The 15429-nt window shown below is 65.4% G+C and carries 17 protein-coding genes; 8 read left to right on the top strand and 9 right to left on the bottom strand.

Features of this window, described 5'->3' with window-relative positions:
- Nucleotides 1-128 precede the first annotated feature (128 nt).
- Both HAP40_RS29770 and HAP40_RS29765 read left to right on the top strand, forming a co-directional pair.
- Complete coding sequence (locus HAP40_RS29770) at nt 129-644, top strand: septal ring lytic transglycosylase RlpA family protein (RefSeq protein ID WP_166814435.1); 516 nt, start codon at nt 129-131, stop codon at nt 642-644.
- 101 nt (nt 645-745) lie between these two features.
- Nucleotides 746-901 carry a hypothetical protein gene (locus HAP40_RS29765; protein WP_166814436.1) on the top strand — a complete coding sequence of 52 codons (156 nt, stop codon included), beginning with the start codon at nt 746-748 and terminating at the stop codon, nt 899-901.
- A gap of 265 nt (nt 902-1166) precedes the next feature.
- Here the strand turns inward: HAP40_RS29765 and HAP40_RS29760 are convergent, their stop codons facing one another.
- The 3 genes from HAP40_RS29760 to HAP40_RS29750 form a co-directional block, all read right to left on the bottom strand.
- Complete coding sequence (locus HAP40_RS29760) at nt 1167-1472, bottom strand: hypothetical protein (protein WP_166814437.1); 306 nt, start codon at nt 1470-1472, stop codon at nt 1167-1169.
- Nucleotides 1473-1555: 83 nt separating this feature from the next.
- A complete protein-coding gene (locus HAP40_RS29755) occupies nt 1556-1828 on the bottom strand; it encodes a hypothetical protein (protein WP_166814438.1) in 273 nt (90 codons plus the stop codon).
- 131 nt (nt 1829-1959) lie between these two features.
- The gene (locus tag HAP40_RS29750) at nt 1960-4647 is read right to left on the bottom strand and encodes a flavin-containing monooxygenase (RefSeq protein ID WP_166814439.1); all 2688 of its coding nucleotides are present in this window, start codon (nt 4645-4647) and stop codon (nt 1960-1962) included.
- 263 nt (nt 4648-4910) lie between these two features.
- Here HAP40_RS29750 and HAP40_RS29745 point away from each other — a divergent pair, with 263 nt between their 5' ends.
- Nucleotides 4911-5087, top strand: a complete 177-nt coding sequence (locus tag HAP40_RS29745) for a hypothetical protein (RefSeq protein ID WP_246557627.1) — start codon at nt 4911-4913, stop codon at nt 5085-5087.
- 71 nt (nt 5088-5158) lie between these two features.
- Nucleotides 5159-6622: a carboxylesterase/lipase family protein gene (locus HAP40_RS29740; protein ID WP_166814441.1), complete on the top strand. Its 1464-nt coding sequence runs from the start codon at nt 5159-5161 to the stop codon at nt 6620-6622.
- Between the two features lie 6 nt (nt 6623-6628).
- On the opposite strand, the gene HAP40_RS29735 is transcribed toward HAP40_RS29740, so the two are convergent.
- Nucleotides 6629-6808, bottom strand: coding sequence for a hypothetical protein (locus HAP40_RS29735; RefSeq protein WP_166814442.1), 180 nt, complete (start codon nt 6806-6808; stop codon nt 6629-6631).
- A 154-nt stretch (nt 6809-6962) separates the two neighbouring features.
- Here HAP40_RS29735 and HAP40_RS29730 point away from each other — a divergent pair, with 154 nt between their 5' ends.
- Nucleotides 6963-7760, top strand: a complete 798-nt coding sequence (locus HAP40_RS29730) for a DODA-type extradiol aromatic ring-opening family dioxygenase (protein ID WP_166814443.1) — start codon at nt 6963-6965, stop codon at nt 7758-7760.
- Between the two features lie 30 nt (nt 7761-7790).
- Here HAP40_RS29730 and HAP40_RS29725 read toward each other — a convergent pair whose 3' ends face one another.
- From HAP40_RS29725 to glgC, 3 genes are read right to left on the bottom strand one after another with little or no spacing between them, the layout of a single operon-like run.
- Nucleotides 7791-8051 (bottom strand): SemiSWEET transporter, encoded by a 261-nt coding sequence (locus HAP40_RS29725; protein WP_166814444.1) that lies wholly within the window; start codon nt 8049-8051, stop codon nt 7791-7793.
- Between the two features lie 52 nt (nt 8052-8103).
- Nucleotides 8104-9558 (bottom strand): glycogen synthase GlgA, encoded by a 1455-nt coding sequence (glgA, locus tag HAP40_RS29720; protein WP_166814445.1) that lies wholly within the window; start codon nt 9556-9558, stop codon nt 8104-8106.
- The gene (gene glgC, locus HAP40_RS29715) at nt 9555-10817 is read right to left on the bottom strand and encodes a glucose-1-phosphate adenylyltransferase (protein WP_166814446.1); all 1263 of its coding nucleotides are present in this window, start codon (nt 10815-10817) and stop codon (nt 9555-9557) included. The genes glgA and glgC overlap by 4 nt, the downstream gene beginning before the upstream one ends.
- 283 nt (nt 10818-11100) lie before the next feature.
- Between glgC and HAP40_RS29710 the strand changes: the two genes are divergently transcribed.
- Nucleotides 11101-11550, top strand: a complete 450-nt coding sequence (locus HAP40_RS29710; RefSeq protein ID WP_166814447.1) for a hypothetical protein — start codon at nt 11101-11103, stop codon at nt 11548-11550.
- Between the two features lie 10 nt (nt 11551-11560).
- On the opposite strand, the gene HAP40_RS29705 is transcribed toward HAP40_RS29710, so the two are convergent.
- Entirely contained in the window at nt 11561-11704 is a 144-nt protein-coding gene (locus HAP40_RS29705) for a hypothetical protein (RefSeq protein ID WP_166810874.1), read from the bottom strand.
- A 163-nt stretch (nt 11705-11867) separates the two neighbouring features.
- Nucleotides 11868-12848, bottom strand: a complete 981-nt coding sequence (locus HAP40_RS29700; RefSeq protein WP_166814448.1) for an ABC transporter substrate-binding protein — start codon at nt 12846-12848, stop codon at nt 11868-11870.
- A 474-nt stretch (nt 12849-13322) separates the two neighbouring features.
- Between HAP40_RS29700 and HAP40_RS29695 the strand changes: the two genes are divergently transcribed.
- Both HAP40_RS29695 and HAP40_RS29690 read left to right on the top strand, forming a co-directional pair.
- Nucleotides 13323-14426: an ABC transporter substrate-binding protein gene (locus HAP40_RS29695; protein WP_166814449.1), complete on the top strand. Its 1104-nt coding sequence runs from the start codon at nt 13323-13325 to the stop codon at nt 14424-14426.
- Nucleotides 14404-15426 (top strand): ABC transporter permease, encoded by a 1023-nt coding sequence (locus HAP40_RS29690; protein ID WP_166814450.1) that lies wholly within the window; start codon nt 14404-14406, stop codon nt 15424-15426. The genes HAP40_RS29695 and HAP40_RS29690 overlap by 23 nt, the downstream gene beginning before the upstream one ends.
- Nucleotides 15427-15429: the final 3 nt, after the last annotated feature.

The following is a 15429-nucleotide window of genomic DNA, read 5'->3' as shown; positions in this document are numbered from 1 at the left end:
GGCAAATCCAAACTGTGGTGGAATCGTCACAGCCAGCGTGAAACTGCCTCGGCCTCAGGCCCGCTTTTGTTCAGACAAGGTTCTGCCCTCATTGCCCACCGAAAATCGGGTCGTTCGGAGGGCGTACCATGTCTCGCATTGCACGTGCCGCAACTTCCCGGATTTCCTTCGCAACCTCGTGCCGGCTGTTGCTTGCCATCGCCGGCGCCGCATCGCTCGCCGCCTGCGCGCAATCGCCGGTCGGCCGCCAGAAGGCCGATCTCGCCGGTACCAGCCGACAGGCCGCGGTGGAGCGCCCGCACAGGGTGGCGGCGCTGCATCCGCGCCCGATCCGTCGGGCGCGCGCCAACCGTGACGCAAAGCAGACGGCGTCGCATGGCGTTGCCAGCTTCTATTCGGATACGCAAACCGCGAGCGGCGAGAAGTTCGACAGAAACGAATTGACCGCGGCCCATCCCACCCTGCCGTTCGGCACCAAGCTGCGCGTCACCGATACGTCCTCTGGCCGCTTCGTCACCGTCCGGGTCAACGATCGCGGGCCTTACATTCGCGGCCGCGTGGTCGACGTCTCGCCGTCCGCGGCCGAGGCGCTCGGCATGGTCGACAAGGGCATCACCAATGTCCGGCTCGATGTCGTGCAATAGCGCGATTCAGCGAGGTCGACATTGCGCGCTTAACCGGCTGTTAGCGGCTTCTCCAGCACCATGGCTGTCCAACAATCTTGGGCTTTCGGGGGAGGCGGCGTTTGACCACGATCCAGTATCTCGAAGATCAGGCCGCGCGTGCCGAGCGGCTTGCCAAACGGATCACGGATACGCTGACGATCGAAAAGCTCCTGACCTTCGCGGGCGAGCGCCGCCGCGAGATCGAGGTCATCGCCGGCAGGCACCGCAGCGCATAACTCCCGCGTTCCATGCTCTGGTTGCATTCGCCCTCGCTGTGAGGCGCGGAACTTCTCTTTTCTCCGGGCGTCATTCCGGCGATCCAAGAGGAGGACATCATGGGTTTTGGACGAGGTGCTTTGCTTTGGTTGCTTGGCGTGCCGCTGCCGATCGTTCTGCTGCTGGCATTGTTCTGGCACCATTGAGGTTGCCATACGAAAAGCGCCGCGGAAGCGGCGCTTTTTTGTTGGGCGCGATTTGCAACGTCTGAGGTGCGATGCGCCCTCAGCTATGGCTCTCGACGAAGTCGCTGAGATAATCGGGCAGCTCTATGCCATAGATGTCGCAGCGTGCCTTTATCGCACCGGCGACGTCGGTCGAGATGTCCTTCATCCAGTGCTCGAGCGTGTTGAACGAGATCACCTTGACGGGATCGTTGAAGCAGCCGGCGACGAACTCGCCGATGGTGGCTTCGAGATCGCTGCGCTCGATGCGGATTTCAGTCGCTCTGTCGAGACGGTCGACGACGACGAAGAGGGTTTGGTCCGCGCCATAGGGCACGACGGGAGATGCAACGCCAGCTTCAGGCATGTGGGGCGCTCACGATTTGGCTTCCGATCCCTGACAACGGGAAGATCCGGCAGAAGGTTCCTGCGCGTACCTGTGAAGTGCGGTCAGAGAAATTCCCTCAAGCGCGAGAGCTCGAGGACATGCTCGGGCGAGAGGATTTCGGTGACGAGCGGAGGCTGCGCCGCGGTGCGGATTTCGTAGAGGTGCCGGGTTGCCGCCGGCTTCGCCATAAACGCCGAGATGCAATCGTCGAGCGTGCCTTCGATGACCTGATACGGCTCCCGGTCAGGCTGGCGCTGATTGGCCAGCGACGGCCATTTCTGCAGCACGGCAAGTGCGCCGAAATCGACCTTTGAATCTCCGGCCACGCCGCCCATCGTCTTGCCTCACGCAAAAAGAACCCCCGTACGCGGACTTGCGCACCGGGGGCTCACACCTGTCGCTGCATCTCAATGCCACGTGCTCAACGCGGGGGCCGGGAAAAAGTTCCCGGCCCCTTTGTCTTCTGTCAGCTGGCGGCGGCGGCGATCTTGTGCCCCGGGCTGGCCTGGCCCTGGCTGCTCTCGTCGCCGCGGCTGAGCTCCGGCGGCAGCCCGGCGAAGCGCCGCAGGGCCCCGGCCATCTGCACCCGGCCCGGCACCCCTGTGATCACCACGTCCACCATCGCGAAGGACGAGTGGAAGTGGCCGCGCGCCTTGAGCTGCTCGACCGGGACGCCAGCGGCTTGCATCGCCTCGGCATAGGCAACGCCCTCGTCGCGCAGGGGATCGAACTCGCAGGTGACGACGAAGGCCGGCGGCAGGCCGGCGACCTTGCCGCGGAGCGGCGAGACGCGCGGGTCGGTGCGGTCGGCCGGCGAGCAATAGAGGTCCCAGAACCAGTACATCAGCGAGCGCGTCAGGAAGTAAGCGGTCGCATTGTCGTTGTAGGACGGGCGATCGAAGGTGCAGTCGGTGACCGGGCAGACCAGAAGCTGGCCGGCGATAGCGGGCCCGCCGCGGTCGCGCGCGAGCTGGCAGGTGACGGCGGCGATATTGCCGCCGGCGCTCCAGCCGGCAACCAGCACCGGACCCGGCTTGCCGCCGAGCTCGGCGGCGTGCTCGGCGATCCAGCGCGTCGCCGCATAGCCATCCTCGGCGGCGGTCGGGAAGCGATGTTCCGGCGCGTGGCGGTAGCCGACGCTGACGAAGATCATGCCGGTCCGCCGCACCATGTCGCGGCAGAACGGCTCGTCCGACTGCTCGTCGCCGAGCACCCAGCCGCCGCCGTGGAAATAGACCACGACCGGATGGGGGCCCGGCGTTGCCGGCTTGTAGACGCGGTAGGCCAGCGTGCCGTCGGTGACGGGCAGGGTGCCGTCGACGATGTCGCCGATCGGCCGCCCTGCGGGGCGTCCCTGGTTGAACTCGTTGACGAAGGCGCGGGCGCCGAGCGCGCCCATCGACTCGATCGGGGGCAGGTTCAGCGATGCCAGCAAGTTCAGCACCAGCCGCACGTCCGGCTGCAGGCGCACCACCTCGCCATCATTGCATTGCGCAGCGCCGTTGGGGCCGGTGAGCTTGAAGCCGAGCATGCCGCGGCTGACCACCTCGTCACAGATGCTGCGATAGGGGCCGACGCCGCCGGTATAGGGCATCAGCCCCTGCACCTTGCCGGGCACGTTGGCGCCCGTGTACCAGGTGTTGGCGAGCCGGTGCAGGGTCAGCATCGAGCAGTCCGCCATGTGCTGGCCCCAACCCTCCTGCGCCGTCTCGGTCGGCTCCATCGTGGTGAAGCCGGCATCGCGCAGCGCGGTGAGGCGATCGACCACCCAGTCCACATGCTGCTCGATCGACACCGCCATGTTCGACAGCACCGACGGGCTGCCGGGGCCGGTGATCATGAAGAAGTTCGGGAAACCCTCGACCGTGAGGCCGAGATAGGTTTGCGGTCCCTGCGCCCAGACGTTCGAGAGCGACTTGCCGCCGCGGCCGGTGATCGGATGCACGGCACGGATCGCGCCGGTCATGGCGTCGAAGCCGGTCGCGAACACGATGACGTCGACATCGAAGCTGCGGCCGCTCGTGGAGACGCCGCTCGCGGTGATCGCCGTGATCGGCTCCTGGCGCAGATTGACCAGCGTGACGTTCGGCCGGTTGTAGGTCGCGTAGTAATTGGTATCGAGGCACGGACGCTTGGCGCCGAAGGGGTGATCGTGCGGCGTGAGGGCCGCGGCGGTCTCGGGATCATTGACGGCGGCGCGGATCTTCTCGCGGATCAGGTCCTGGACGATCTTGTTGCCGTCGACGTCGACGGCCTGGTCGGCCCAGAGCTGCGTCAGGATGTGGACGAGGTCGCCGGCGGCCCAGGCGCGTTCGAACCGCTCACGACGCTCGGCGTCGCTCAGCTGCCAGCTCACGACGGTCTGCTGCGGATAGGGCACGCCGGCCATCGACTGGCGCGCCTGCTCGCGATACGCCGCGCGGTCGCCTTGCAACAGGCTCGTGCGGTCCGACGGTGCCGGGCCGTTATGCGCGGGCAGCGCGAAATTCGGCGTGCGCTGGAACACGGTCAGGTGCGCGGCCTGCTCGGCGATCAGCGGGATCGACTGGATGGCGGACGAGCCCGTGCCGATCACGGCGACGCGCTTGCCGGCGAGGTTGACGCCGTCATGCGGCCAGCGCCCGGTGAAATACACCTCGCCCTTGAAATCCTTGACGCCGTCGATTTCCGGCGGCTTCGGCGCCGACAGGCAGCCGGTCGCCATGATGTAATGACGGCAGGAGACCGGCGCGCCATTGTCGGTGGTGATGAGCCAGCGTTCGGCCTTCTCGTCCCATCTGGCTTCGGCGACCTTGGTCTTGAAGCGGATGTCGCGCCGGAGGTCGTAGCGGTCGGCGACAAAACCGAGATAGCGCAGGATCTCGGGCTGGGTCGCGTATTTCTCCGACCAGGTCCAGGCGGTCTCGAGCTCGGGATCGAAGGTGTAGCTGTAGTCGATGGTCTGAATGTCGCAGCGGGCGCCCGGATAGCGGTTCCAGTACCAGGTACCGCCGACATCGCCGGCCTCCTCGAGGGCGACCGCCTTGAGCCCGGCCTTGCGCAGGCGATGCAGGAGATAGAGGCCGGCAAATCCGGCGCCGACCACGGCGACGTCGACCTCTTGGGCGGTTCCGCGCTCATTGGAGGCGCGTGTGGCAACCATTGCGTCAGACATGGCATTCCTCCCGTATGTTTTGTTTTGCCGGCAGGCTATCGCTGCAGGTTCAGCTTGTCATCAGAGCAAGTGCAATCCTCGGTGGTCGTTTGGGGCGGCATCATGGCCGCGTGAATCTTTGCGGCGCTACACGCATCGCGATGCACAATGGCCGTGATAACCCGGGGTAATCATGCCTGATCCGTCTGTGTATGCTTGTGGCTACAAGCCACGCCTAGCGACCGAGCGTCATGCCAGAGTTGAGTGAGCGAACCAAAGCGAACATGGACGTCGTTCTGGAGCAGACGTGCCGCCAGCTGCCGCATGGCGGCGATCACGACAGCCGCAGGTTCATCGCCGAGCGCTTGATCGAGGCGGCACGGGCGGGCCACTCGACGCTCGGTGAGCTCGGCATCATCGCGCGCCGCGCGCTGGCGGAGCTCGTCGCCAAGGGCGATTAACTCGCGAGGCTTGCCTCGCTCACGGCTGCGGACGTAACCTGCCGGAACCGTTGCATCGAGATGCTTCGAAGATGCGATCCGTGCTCGCGCTTGTTGCGGCTTCCATGGTGCTGTGTTGCGTCGGCTCGGGCCTCGCCCAGCCGGTCGGACAGTTTCCATTCGCGCTGACGCGTGAAGGGCAGATGCTTGGCGCCGTCGAAGGCGAGGTGGCCTCTTTCAAGGGACTGGCTTATGCGGCGCCGCCGGTCGCTGCGCTGCGCTGGCGACCGCCGCAGCCGACAGTCGAGAGTTCGGAGATGCGCACCGCCTACGACTATGGTGCGCCATGCCTCCAGCCGTCATTGCCCGGCGCGAGCGAGGATTGCCTCACGCTGAACGTGTTCCGTCCCTTCGGGGTCGACGGTCCGCTGCCGGTGATGGTGTTCATCCACGGCGGCGGTTTCGTCACGGGCACCGCCAACGATCCGCTGTTCGACGGTGCCCGGCTGGCGCAGGCCGGCCTCATCGTCGTCACCGTGAATTATCGCCTCGGCGTGCCCGGCTGGCTTGCGCATCCGGCGCTGTCGGAAGGCGGCTCCGGCAATTATGGCCTGATGGACCAGATCGCGGCGCTGCATTGGGTGCACGACAACATCGCCGCGTTCGGCGGCGATCCCAACAACGTCACCCTGTTCGGCAACGGTGCCGGCGCGACATCGATCGCCTTGCTGATGCTGTGCCGGCAGGCGCACGGTCTATTCCAGAAAGCCATTCTGCAATCGCTGCCCGGCCGCGCCACTCTGCATTCACCGGAGGAGGCCGAGCTCGTGAGCGCGCATGTCCTCGGGCTCGTTCCCGCGCCAGATCTGCGGGCTGTCCCGCCGGCAAAATTGCTGGCCGCCGAAGAGCGCATGCTGACGAAATTCACGCGCGCCCTTGGGCCGGCCATCGATGGGAGCCTGGTCACTGAGGACATCGCTGCGGGATTCAGCGCGGGGCACCAGAGCCGCATTCCTGTCATCATCGGCTCGAATGACGACGAGACGCGTTTCGGCAATGAAAGCGATGTCGACCTTGCATCGCCGGACGGCATGATTGACAGGCTGCGCCAGCTCTATCCCGACGTTTCGAAACCTGCAGAGCTGAAGGCGCGCTTCTACACCGACAAGGTCTTCGCCGAGCCGGCCAGGCTGCTGGCTCGCCGTCACGCGGCCATCGGCGCGCCGGCCTTTCGCTATCGCTTCGGCTATGTGCCCGAGGCGCGGCGGGCAAGTCCCGATCGCGGGCACGGACGCGAGCTGCAATTCATCTTCGGCGCGGAGGGCGTGCCCGGCGCCGGGATCTTCTCGCGAGGCGATCGCGAGGTCGCACGCCGCATGCGCGGCTACTGGATCAATTTTGCGAGGAGTGGCGATCCCAATGGCCGCGGGCTGCCCCGTTGGGATGCCGCCACAGACCGCGATCGCCTGCTGCTGGTCACGAATGACGGCATCGCGAGCGGAGACGACCCCTTCGCGGAGCGTCTCGATCGGATCGCAGGTGAGAGCAGGAAATGAGCTGACTTAAGCCGCGAGCTCGACGCGCGGCGCCGGGCTCAGCCGGTCTTCCTCCAGATAGTCCATCGCGCCGTCCTTCTCGACGGCATAGAACTGCAGGCCTTCCCGCGACTTGAAGGCGGCGCGCACGACGCCGCGGCGGCCCTTGTCACTGTTGACGACGTCCCCCAGCGCAAACTTCCTCATCTTCCGTCCTCGTCATCTGGCCGACTGCTTCGGCCACGCCGGGGATTCTGGAAGGCAAATCGTTAACGGCTTGCTAACCATACGGCTTTGCCTATGCTCGGCGCCGATCGCGCGGGCAGCTCGCACGCGCCTGTTGCCGACGAGACACGAGCCCATGACGCGACTTCCAACCTTGTTCCTGTCGCATGGCGGCGGCCCCTGGCCGTTCATGGAGGACAGGCGGATACAATATGCGAAGACCGCCGCGGAGTTCGCCCGGCTGCCGCAGCTGCTCCCCGAGAGGCCGAAGGCCGTGCTCGTCATCACCGGCCATTGGGAGGCCGACGCCTTCACCGTGTCGACCTCGGCGCATCCGCCGATGGTGTACGATTATTACGGTTTCCCCGAGCATACCTACCATCTCAAATATCCGGCGCCGGGCCAGCCGGAGCTCGCCGCGCAAGTGAAGGCGCTGCTCGCGCGCGCCGGCCTCGATTGCCGGGAGGATCCCGATCAGGGCTTCGACCACGGCACCTTCGTGCCGCTCGGCCTGATGTATCCGAACGCGGACATGCCGATCGTGCTGCTGTCGCTGAAATCGAGCTATGACGCGGCGGAGCACGTCAGGGTCGGGCAGGCGATCGCACCCTTGCGCGACGACGGCATCCTGATCGTCGGCAGCGGGCTCACCTATCACAATATGCGCGGCTTCAACCGGCCGGAGTCGAAGCCGGTCTCGTACGATTTCGAGGCCTATCTGAACGAGGCCATCAGCCATCCGGATGCGGAGCGACGCAATGCGATGCTGGTCGATTGGGAAAATGCGCCGAGCGCGCGCCTTGCGCATCCGCGCGAGGACCATCTCTTGCCGCTGATGGTCGCCGCCGGCGCCGCCGGCAGCGATGTGGGCCAGCGCGTCTTCGTCGACGAGGTCGCCAGTGTGGCGATGGCGTCGTATGTGTTTGGTGGATGACTTTTCCTTCCCCCACAAGGGGAGGGAAGTTCAGCCGTATCTCAGCTTCATGAACAGGATGCCGCCGGCGAGCAGCATGGTGACGGCGTTCGAGGCGATCAGCGGGGCGTCGCCGGAGAGCAGGCCGTAGATCAGCCAGAGCGCAAGTCCCAGCACCATGACCAGGAACATGCCGAGCGAGATGTCGCCGGTGGAGCGGGTCTTCCACACCTTGATGGCTTGCGGCGCGTAGGCCACGGTGGTGCAGGTGGCGGCGGCGAAGCCGATCAGCTTGATCACGAAGGGGTCCATGGCAGCTCTATAGCATGGATTCGACGACGGCCATGCCTGAGCCGAAAGCGCTCTACGCGCGAGCCGCCATGAGGCCGCGGTAGAGCGCGGCATAATCGCCGGCGCGGTTGCGCCAGGAGACGTCGGTGGCAAGGCCGTTTCGTTGCAGCCGGCGCCAGGTCGCCTTGTCGTGGAAAGCGATGTTGGCCTTGCGCAAGCTGCCGGCGAGAGCGTCGGCCGTCACGGGGCCGAACTTGAAACCGGTGGCATCACGGCCGGACGCGTCGGCCTCGCCGACATCGACGATGGTGTCCTCGAGGCCGCCGACGCGCGACACGACCGGAACGGCGCCATAGCGTAGCGCGCAGAGCTGGGTCAGTCCGCACGGCTCGAAGCGCGACGGCACGATCAGCGCGTCGGAGCCGGCCTGGATCAGATGCGCCAAAATCTCGTCGTAGCCGATCATGACGCCGATGCGGCCGGGATTGGCGCGCGCGGCGGCCTGATAGGCCTCCTGAAGATCGCGGTCCCCGCTGCCGAGCAGCGCGAGCTGCATGCCTTCGCCCAAGATGGTCGGGATGGCCTCGAGCAGGAGATCGAGCCCCTTCTGCCAGGACAGGCGGCTGATCACGCCGAGCAATGGCGCCTCGTCGGAGGAATCGAGATTGAACTGTTGCTGGAGCACCGCCTTGTTCGCGGCCCGGAACGTCAAATCCTCCGCGCCGAAGCGGTAGGCGATGTGCGGGTCCTCCTGCGGATTCCATACCGAGATGTCGATGCCGTTGAGGATGCCGCTGAGCACGCCGGCGCGTGCGCGCAAGAGCCCGCCGAACCCCATGCCGCCCTCGTCGCTCTGGATCTCGCGCGCGTAGGTCGGCGACACCGTTGTGATGCGGTCGGCAAATTGCAGGCCGGCTTTCAGAAAGCTGATGCCGCCGAAATATTCGAGCTCATTGACGTTGAACGAGTGCCAGGGCAGGCCGATTGCGCCGATCAGCTCAGGCGCGAACTTGCCCTGATAGGCCATGTTGTGAATCGTCATCACGGTGCCGGGCCGCGGACGGTTGTCGTAATGCAGATAGGCCGGCGCAAGCCCCGCCTGCCAGTCGTGGGCATGCACGACGTCGGGCACGAAGGCCGGAACGAGGCCGTGGCCGATATCGGCGGCGACGCGGGCCAGCGCCGCAAAGCGTACACCGTTGTCCGGCCAGTCGATGCCCTCGCTGGTGACGTAGGGATTGCCCGGCCGTGCATAAAGATGCGGCACGTCGAGCACGAACAGATCAAGGCCATCATGCGCGCCTGCGAACAGCCGGCCCGGCCCGCCGAAATAGTCCGGCCAGCGCCGGATTTCCTCCGCGCCGGCGAGCATCCGCGTCACGTCGGGATAGCCGGGCATCAGGGTGCGCATCTCGACGCCATGCGCCTTCAACGCGGCCGGCAGCGCGCCGGCGACATCTGCGAGGCCACCGGTCTTGACGATGGGGTAGACTTCAGAAGCGACCGCGAGGACGCGAACAGGCGTCATGTATTGAGCCTGTCGATCATCGGCTGGGTGATCAGCGAGATGCCCTCTTCGGTGGTGCGGAAGCGCTTGGCGTCGATCTCGGGATCTTCGCCGACGACGAGGCCCTCAGGAATCTCGACGCCGCGGTCGATCACGACGTTCTTCAAGCGAGCGCCGCGCCCGACATTGACGTAAGGCATGATCACGGCGTTCTCGACATTGGCGTAGGAGTTGATGCGCACGCCGGTGAACAGCAGCGAGCGTCGCAGCGACGCGCCGGAGATGATGCAGCCGCCCGAGACCAGCGAGCTCACTGCCTGGCCGCGCCGGCTCTCCTCGTCATGGACGAATTTGGCCGGCGGCGTGATCTCCGCATAGGACCAGATCGGCCAGGCGCGGTCGAACAGGTCGAGCTCCGGCACGACGTCGGTGAGATCGATATTGGCGGACCAATAGGCGTCGACGGTGCCGACGTCACGCCAATAGGAGCCGTTGTGGCTGCTGGAGCGCACGCAGGAGGTCGAGAACTGGTGCGCGAAGGCGCGGCCGTTCTTGACGAGGTACGGAATGATGTCCTTGCCGAAATCGTGGTTCGAGTTCGGATCCTCGGCGTCACGCTTGAGCTGGTCGAACAGGAATTTCGCGTCGAACACGTAGATGCCCATGCTGGCGAGCGAGACGTCCGGCTTGCCGGGCATCGGCGGCGGGTCTTTTGGCTTCTCCAGGAACGACTGGATCCAGCCCTTCTCGTCGATATGCATGATGCCGAAACCCGAGGATTCCGTGCGCGGCATTTCGAGGCAGCCGACCGTGACGTCGGCGCCGCTCTCGACATGCTCGCGCAGCATCACCTCGTAGTCCATCTTGTAGATGTGATCCCCGGCCAGCACCACGATGAAGCGGCAGGCGTGGGATTCGATGATGTCGATGTTCTGGTAGACCGCGTCCGCCGTGCCGACATACCACATGTTCTCGGACACGCGCTGGCTGGCGGGGAGGATGTCAAAGCTCTCGTTGCGCTCCGGGCGGAAGAAGTTCCAGCCCATCTGAAGGTGCCGGATCAGGCTGTGCGCCTTGTACTGTGTCGCAACTGCAATGCGGCGGATGCCGGAGTTCACCGCGTTCGACAGGGCGAAATCGATGATGCGGGATTTTCCGCCGAAATAGACGGCGGGCTTGGCGCGCCGGTCCGTCAGCTCCAAAAGCCGGCTGCCGCGCCCCCCGGCCAGGACGAACGCCAGCGCCTGACGGGCAAGCGGCTCATTACCGACGGCACTCATGTCATCCTCCCACACGCTGGCATGCCGGGGCTTTTTGTCGCGAAAAGCCCCGCGGTCCCGCACCCAATGGAACCGATAGTAATGGTATGCATAGTCAATCAGGAAGTAGGTTGTTGGTTGCGAGCATGAGAAGCTTAATGCTTTTGTTCTGGCCATCCAGCAGCGCGCCATGCGCGGGACTTGTGCGCCGCACGCAAAATCCGGGCTTTGACCTGGCGTCGGGATGCCCGATCATGGTGGTGCGATCCTTTTCCAAGCGAAACGTCAGACAGGGAGTAGGACGATGAGGATCTGGAGAACGGCAATTGCCTGTGGGCTGGCCGGCGCGGTCGTCGCCGGCGAAGTTCAGCAGGCGTCGGCAGCCCCGCTGCCGACCAATGTCGCGACCATGAAGGCCGCGGCTGGCAACGACGTCACGCAGGTGCATTGGCGCGGCGGTGGATGGGGATGGGGCATCGGTGGTCTCGCCGCCGGAGCGATCATCGGCGGTGCCATCGCCGCTGGCGCGCCTTACGGCTACGGCTACGGCTATGGCTATGGCCGTCCGTATTACGGCGGTTATGGATATCCCGGCTACGGCTATGGTTATGCGCCCGCCTATTATGGCGGCTACGCGCCTGCTTACGGCTATCCGCGCTATTATGGCTATCGCAGCTACTACCGGCCCTACCGCTCCTATTACGGCGGCTACTACCGGCCGTATCCGCGTTACTACCGCCGCGCCTATTGGTGAACTTGCGCGGCTAGAGCGAGAGCCACACGATCAGGCTCATGCATGCGAGATGCATGAGCACGATCGCGGCGAGATGCAGCGGGCCGGCTCTGAGACCAAGCCCGCGCATCCCGCCGCCTATCGCCTTGCTGGATTTGCCTATTGCCGCGAACACGGTGCGTTCCCTCTCCCGCTTGCGGGGGAAAGCTGGGGTAGGGGTGTCTGCACGGGCGAGAACCCCCCAGAGGAAAAGGCCCTCACCCGGCGCGCTGCGCCAACCTCTCCCGCAAGCGGGAGAGGTTGGGATAGTCCAGTGGCTCAGTTCGAAAGTCATTTGACTAGTTCGATCCCGCCGCCGCGGCGGTGAAGCTGCGGTCGACGGCTTTGCTCACGTCGAGCTTTTTCGGCAGGATGCCGTAACGCGTCGAGCGGTCGGAGGCTGCCTGCACCTCCTTCACCACGTTCTCGTCGATCACGATCGGGCTGGTGCGCTGCGCGGTGTAGGCCGGCAGCAGCACGTCCTCCGGCAGCCTGGTCAGCTCGGCCGTGTTCCTGGCGTACTCGGGCAGATGATCAAGCGACCAAAGCCGCGCCTTGTTCAAGCGGTGCACCAGATCCTGCACCGCCGCGCGCTTGGTGGCGATGGCGTTGTCGGACGCGACGATGAAGGTGATGGTCGGCGTCAGGCCCTCGCCATCGGCGATCACGCGGGCCTTGTCCTTCAGCGTGGCGAACGACACGTAAGGCTCCCACACCGCCCATGCATCGATCGAGCCGGCGAGCAGCGCGATCTTGGCGTCGACGGGGCCGAGCGGTGCGAAGGTCGCATCCTCCGGCTTGATCTCTGCTTTCTCCAGCGTGGCATCGATCAGGAATTGGCCCCAGCCGCCGCGCGTGCCGGCGAGCCGTTTTCCCTTGAGGTCGGCAGCGGATTTGATCGGCGAATCCTGGCGCACCAGGATGGCCTGGGTCTTCGCGTCCGACCTCGTGCCGCCGATCGCCTTGATCGGCGCGCCGGCCGCGTAGACCGACAGGAACGAGAGATCGCCGGTGTAGCCGACGTCGAGCGCGCCGGCGTTGAGCGCTTCGAGAATCGGCGCCGCTGCGGGGAATTCTGACCACTCGATCTTGTAGGGCAGGTCTTTCGCATAGCCGGAGATCTCGAGCAGCGACCGGTTGCCGCCCTTCTGATCGCCGACGCGCAGCACGACGGTGTCGGCCGCGAACGATATTGCGGCCGTCGACAAGGTGACGGCGGCGGCAAGCAGCGATGCCGCGAGACGGCGGGTGATGGGATGGTGACGGGAGTTGATGCGCATATGGCCTGTCTTGTTGCTTTGCTCACGACGCGTGAGCGGACGATACAGCGAGACGATCAAGTCTATGAGCGCGCCATAGGCAGTCAATGAAATGGCCGTCCGTATTGCGCGTGCGTCGGGCAAGGACGTTTCATCGAATGGCCGCGCGCGAGAAGGCGGCATGCTTGCGAGGGAGAGCTGCACAGGAATGATGCACATGCGTGCCCCCTTCGCTCGGCGGCGGCAGTCGCATTCTCGAAAATCCTTTCATCGTTCCCGCGTGCAGGGATGGAGAGAATGACTTCGCTTCGCGCGACATTCGAAATTCCATTTCATTGACGATACGGCGTATGCGCCGCATGATTTGCGCATCGCATCAACGCGGCGCGTGACCGCCGCAGCAAGACATTCTCTCAACGCGGCTCCGCACGGAACTTGCGCAACGCGACACGTTGCGCGAACGGCGGAGCCGTGCCAGCGCAGGAGCGGGGACCGATGAACAACGACAATGAGCGCGGCGGATCAAGGCTGGACCGGCGCCATCTGCTTCAAGCGGGACTCGCGGCGGCCTTCGCCGCGCCGCTCGGGGCCTTTGGTGCAGCACAGGCTTTCGCGCCGGGCGGGATTGCGACCGGCGTCGACCTCTCGGAATTTCCGCTGTGCCGGACGGCGTCGGATGCACCCGCGCTCACCGGCGCGCCGCGCAAGCTGAAACTGTCGTGGAATGCCGGCGCGGTGTGCCTCGCGCCGGTGCCGGTCGCGATCGAGCACGGCTTCTTCCAGAAGCACAATCTCGACATCGAGCTCATCAATTATTCCGGCTCAACCGACCAGCTGCTCGAGGCGATCGCGACCGGAAAGAGCGATGCCGGCCTCGGCATGGCGCTCCGCTGGCTGAAGCCGCTGGAGCAAGGCTTTGACGTCAAGATCGCCGCCGGCACCCATGGCGGTTGCATGCGCGTTCTGACCCGCGCCGACTCCAACGTGAGCAAGCTCGCCGATCTCAAGGGCAAGATCGTCGCAGTCGGCGATCTCGGCGGCCCCGACAAGAACTTCTTCTCCGTTCAGCTTGCCAAGCTCGGCATCGACCCCAGCAAGGATGTCGATTGGCGCGCCTATCCCGGCAACCTTCTCAACGTCGCCGTCGAGAAGGGCGAGGTGCAGGCCTTCCTGTCGTCCGATCCGCTCGGCTATCTCTGGCTCAAGGACAGCCAGTACAAGGAAGTCGCCTCCAACCTCGACGGCGAATATCGCGACAAGAGCTGCTGCATCCTCGGCCTGCGCGGCAGTCTGGTGCGTGAGGAGCCGCAGGTCGCACGCGCCCTCACGCAGGCGCTGCTCGATGCCGCGATGTTCACCGCGCAGAATCCGTCCGTGACGGCGAAGTCGTTCCAGCCTTATGCGCCGAAGACCGCATCGCTCGCCGATATCGAGGGCATGGTGCGCTACCACACCCATCATCATCATCCCGTGGGTGAAGTGCTCAAGCGCGAGCTGAAGGCCTATGCCGACGACCTGAAGACCGTGCAGGTCTTCAAGCAGACCACCGACACCGCCAAATTCGCGGAGCGCATCTATGTCGACGTATTCGCTGTCTGACGGCCTCGCCTCCGGCGCGCCGCGCCTCTCGCGCGCGCCGCTGCTTGCGGGCTGGATCCGGGAATCCGGCGTAGGCGTGCTCGCCAGCCTCGCCTGGATCGCCTTCGGCCTGTCCTGCCTGTGGTGGCAGGATGTCGGGGACTGGTCGCGCACGCATTCGCTCGGCATAGCGGCCTTCATCATCGCGGCCGTCGCGCTGTTCGGTACCGTCGGGGCCGATTATCTCGGGTCGGCGGGCAAGGCTTTGCAGAAGCGGGCGCCCTGGCTGGTCGCACTCGGAGCATTCCTGACCGTGTGGGAGGTCGCGACCGCGAAATTCGCCTGGCTGCCGCTGCCGTTCTTTCCGCCGCCGCAGGCGATCATCGAGGTCTACACCGACGATCTGCCAAAGCTGCTCGACAGCGTCTTCGCCTCGGTCAAGCTGCAGCTCGGCGGCTATCTGATCGGCGCGACCGCTGGCTTCCTGACCGGCGTCTCGATCGGCTGGTCGCGCGCGGTCGGCTATTGGGTGCATCCGGTGCTGCGCTTCATCGGCCCGCTGCCGGCAACGGCCTGGCTGCCGATCGCCTTCTTCACCTTCCCCTCGAGCTGGAGCGCCTCGACCTTCCTGATCGCGCTGGCAACGGGCTTTCCCGTGACCGTGCTGACATGGTCGGGTGTCGCGAGCGTCAGCAATGCCTATTACGACGTCGCCCGCACGCTGGGCGCGAAGCCGTCCTTCCTGGTGTTGAAGGTCGCGATTCCCGCGGCGTTGCCGCACGTCTTCGTCGGCCTGTTCATGGGGCTCGGCTCGTCCTTCGCCGTGCTGGTCGTTGCCGAGATGATCGGCGTCAAGGCCGGCCTCGGCTGGTACCTGCAATGGGCGCAGGGCTGGGCCGCCTACGCCAACATGTATGCCGCGCTGATCGTGATGTCGCTGCTCTGCTCCGGCGCGATCACGCTGCTGTTTGCGGTCCGCGACCGGCTGCTGGTCTGGCAGAAGGGGACTGTGAAATGGTAGCCG

It is taken from the genome of Bradyrhizobium sp. 1(2017) (assembly GCF_011602485.2).
Lineage (GTDB): Bacteria > Pseudomonadota > Alphaproteobacteria > Rhizobiales > Xanthobacteraceae > Bradyrhizobium.
Note: the sequence above shows the minus strand (reverse complement) of the source record. Positions and strands in the feature narration are given on the sequence as shown.

Excerpts from the sequence above, each read along its gene's own strand:
- HAP40_RS29710 (WP_166814447.1), top strand. The coding sequence starts at position 11,101 with ATGAGGATCTGGAGAACGGCAATTGCCTGTGGGCTGGCCGGCGCGGTC.
- HAP40_RS29700 (WP_166814448.1), bottom strand. The coding sequence starts at position 12,848 with ATGCGCATCAACTCCCGTCACCATCCCATCACCCGCCGTCTCGCGGCA.
- HAP40_RS29760 (WP_166814437.1), bottom strand. The coding sequence starts at position 1,472 with ATGCCTGAAGCTGGCGTTGCATCTCCCGTCGTGCCCTATGGCGCGGAC.
- HAP40_RS29690 (WP_166814450.1), top strand. The coding sequence starts at position 14,404 with ATGTCGACGTATTCGCTGTCTGACGGCCTCGCCTCCGGCGCGCCGCGC.
- HAP40_RS29730 (WP_166814443.1), top strand. The coding sequence starts at position 6,963 with ATGACGCGACTTCCAACCTTGTTCCTGTCGCATGGCGGCGGCCCCTGG.
- HAP40_RS29740 (WP_166814441.1), top strand. The coding sequence starts at position 5,159 with ATGCGATCCGTGCTCGCGCTTGTTGCGGCTTCCATGGTGCTGTGTTGC.
- glgC (WP_166814446.1), bottom strand. The coding sequence starts at position 10,817 with ATGAGTGCCGTCGGTAATGAGCCGCTTGCCCGTCAGGCGCTGGCGTTC.
- HAP40_RS29750 (WP_166814439.1), bottom strand. The coding sequence starts at position 4,647 with ATGTCTGACGCAATGGTTGCCACACGCGCCTCCAATGAGCGCGGAACC.
- HAP40_RS29770 (WP_166814435.1), top strand. The coding sequence starts at position 129 with ATGTCTCGCATTGCACGTGCCGCAACTTCCCGGATTTCCTTCGCAACC.
- HAP40_RS29755 (WP_166814438.1), bottom strand. The coding sequence starts at position 1,828 with ATGGGCGGCGTGGCCGGAGATTCAAAGGTCGATTTCGGCGCACTTGCC.
- HAP40_RS29745 (WP_246557627.1), top strand. The coding sequence starts at position 4,911 with ATGGACGTCGTTCTGGAGCAGACGTGCCGCCAGCTGCCGCATGGCGGC.
- HAP40_RS29695 (WP_166814449.1), top strand. The coding sequence starts at position 13,323 with ATGAACAACGACAATGAGCGCGGCGGATCAAGGCTGGACCGGCGCCAT.
- HAP40_RS29725 (WP_166814444.1), bottom strand. The coding sequence starts at position 8,051 with ATGGACCCCTTCGTGATCAAGCTGATCGGCTTCGCCGCCGCCACCTGC.
- glgA (WP_166814445.1), bottom strand. The coding sequence starts at position 9,558 with ATGACGCCTGTTCGCGTCCTCGCGGTCGCTTCTGAAGTCTACCCCATC.
- HAP40_RS29735 (WP_166814442.1), bottom strand. The coding sequence starts at position 6,808 with ATGAGGAAGTTTGCGCTGGGGGACGTCGTCAACAGTGACAAGGGCCGC.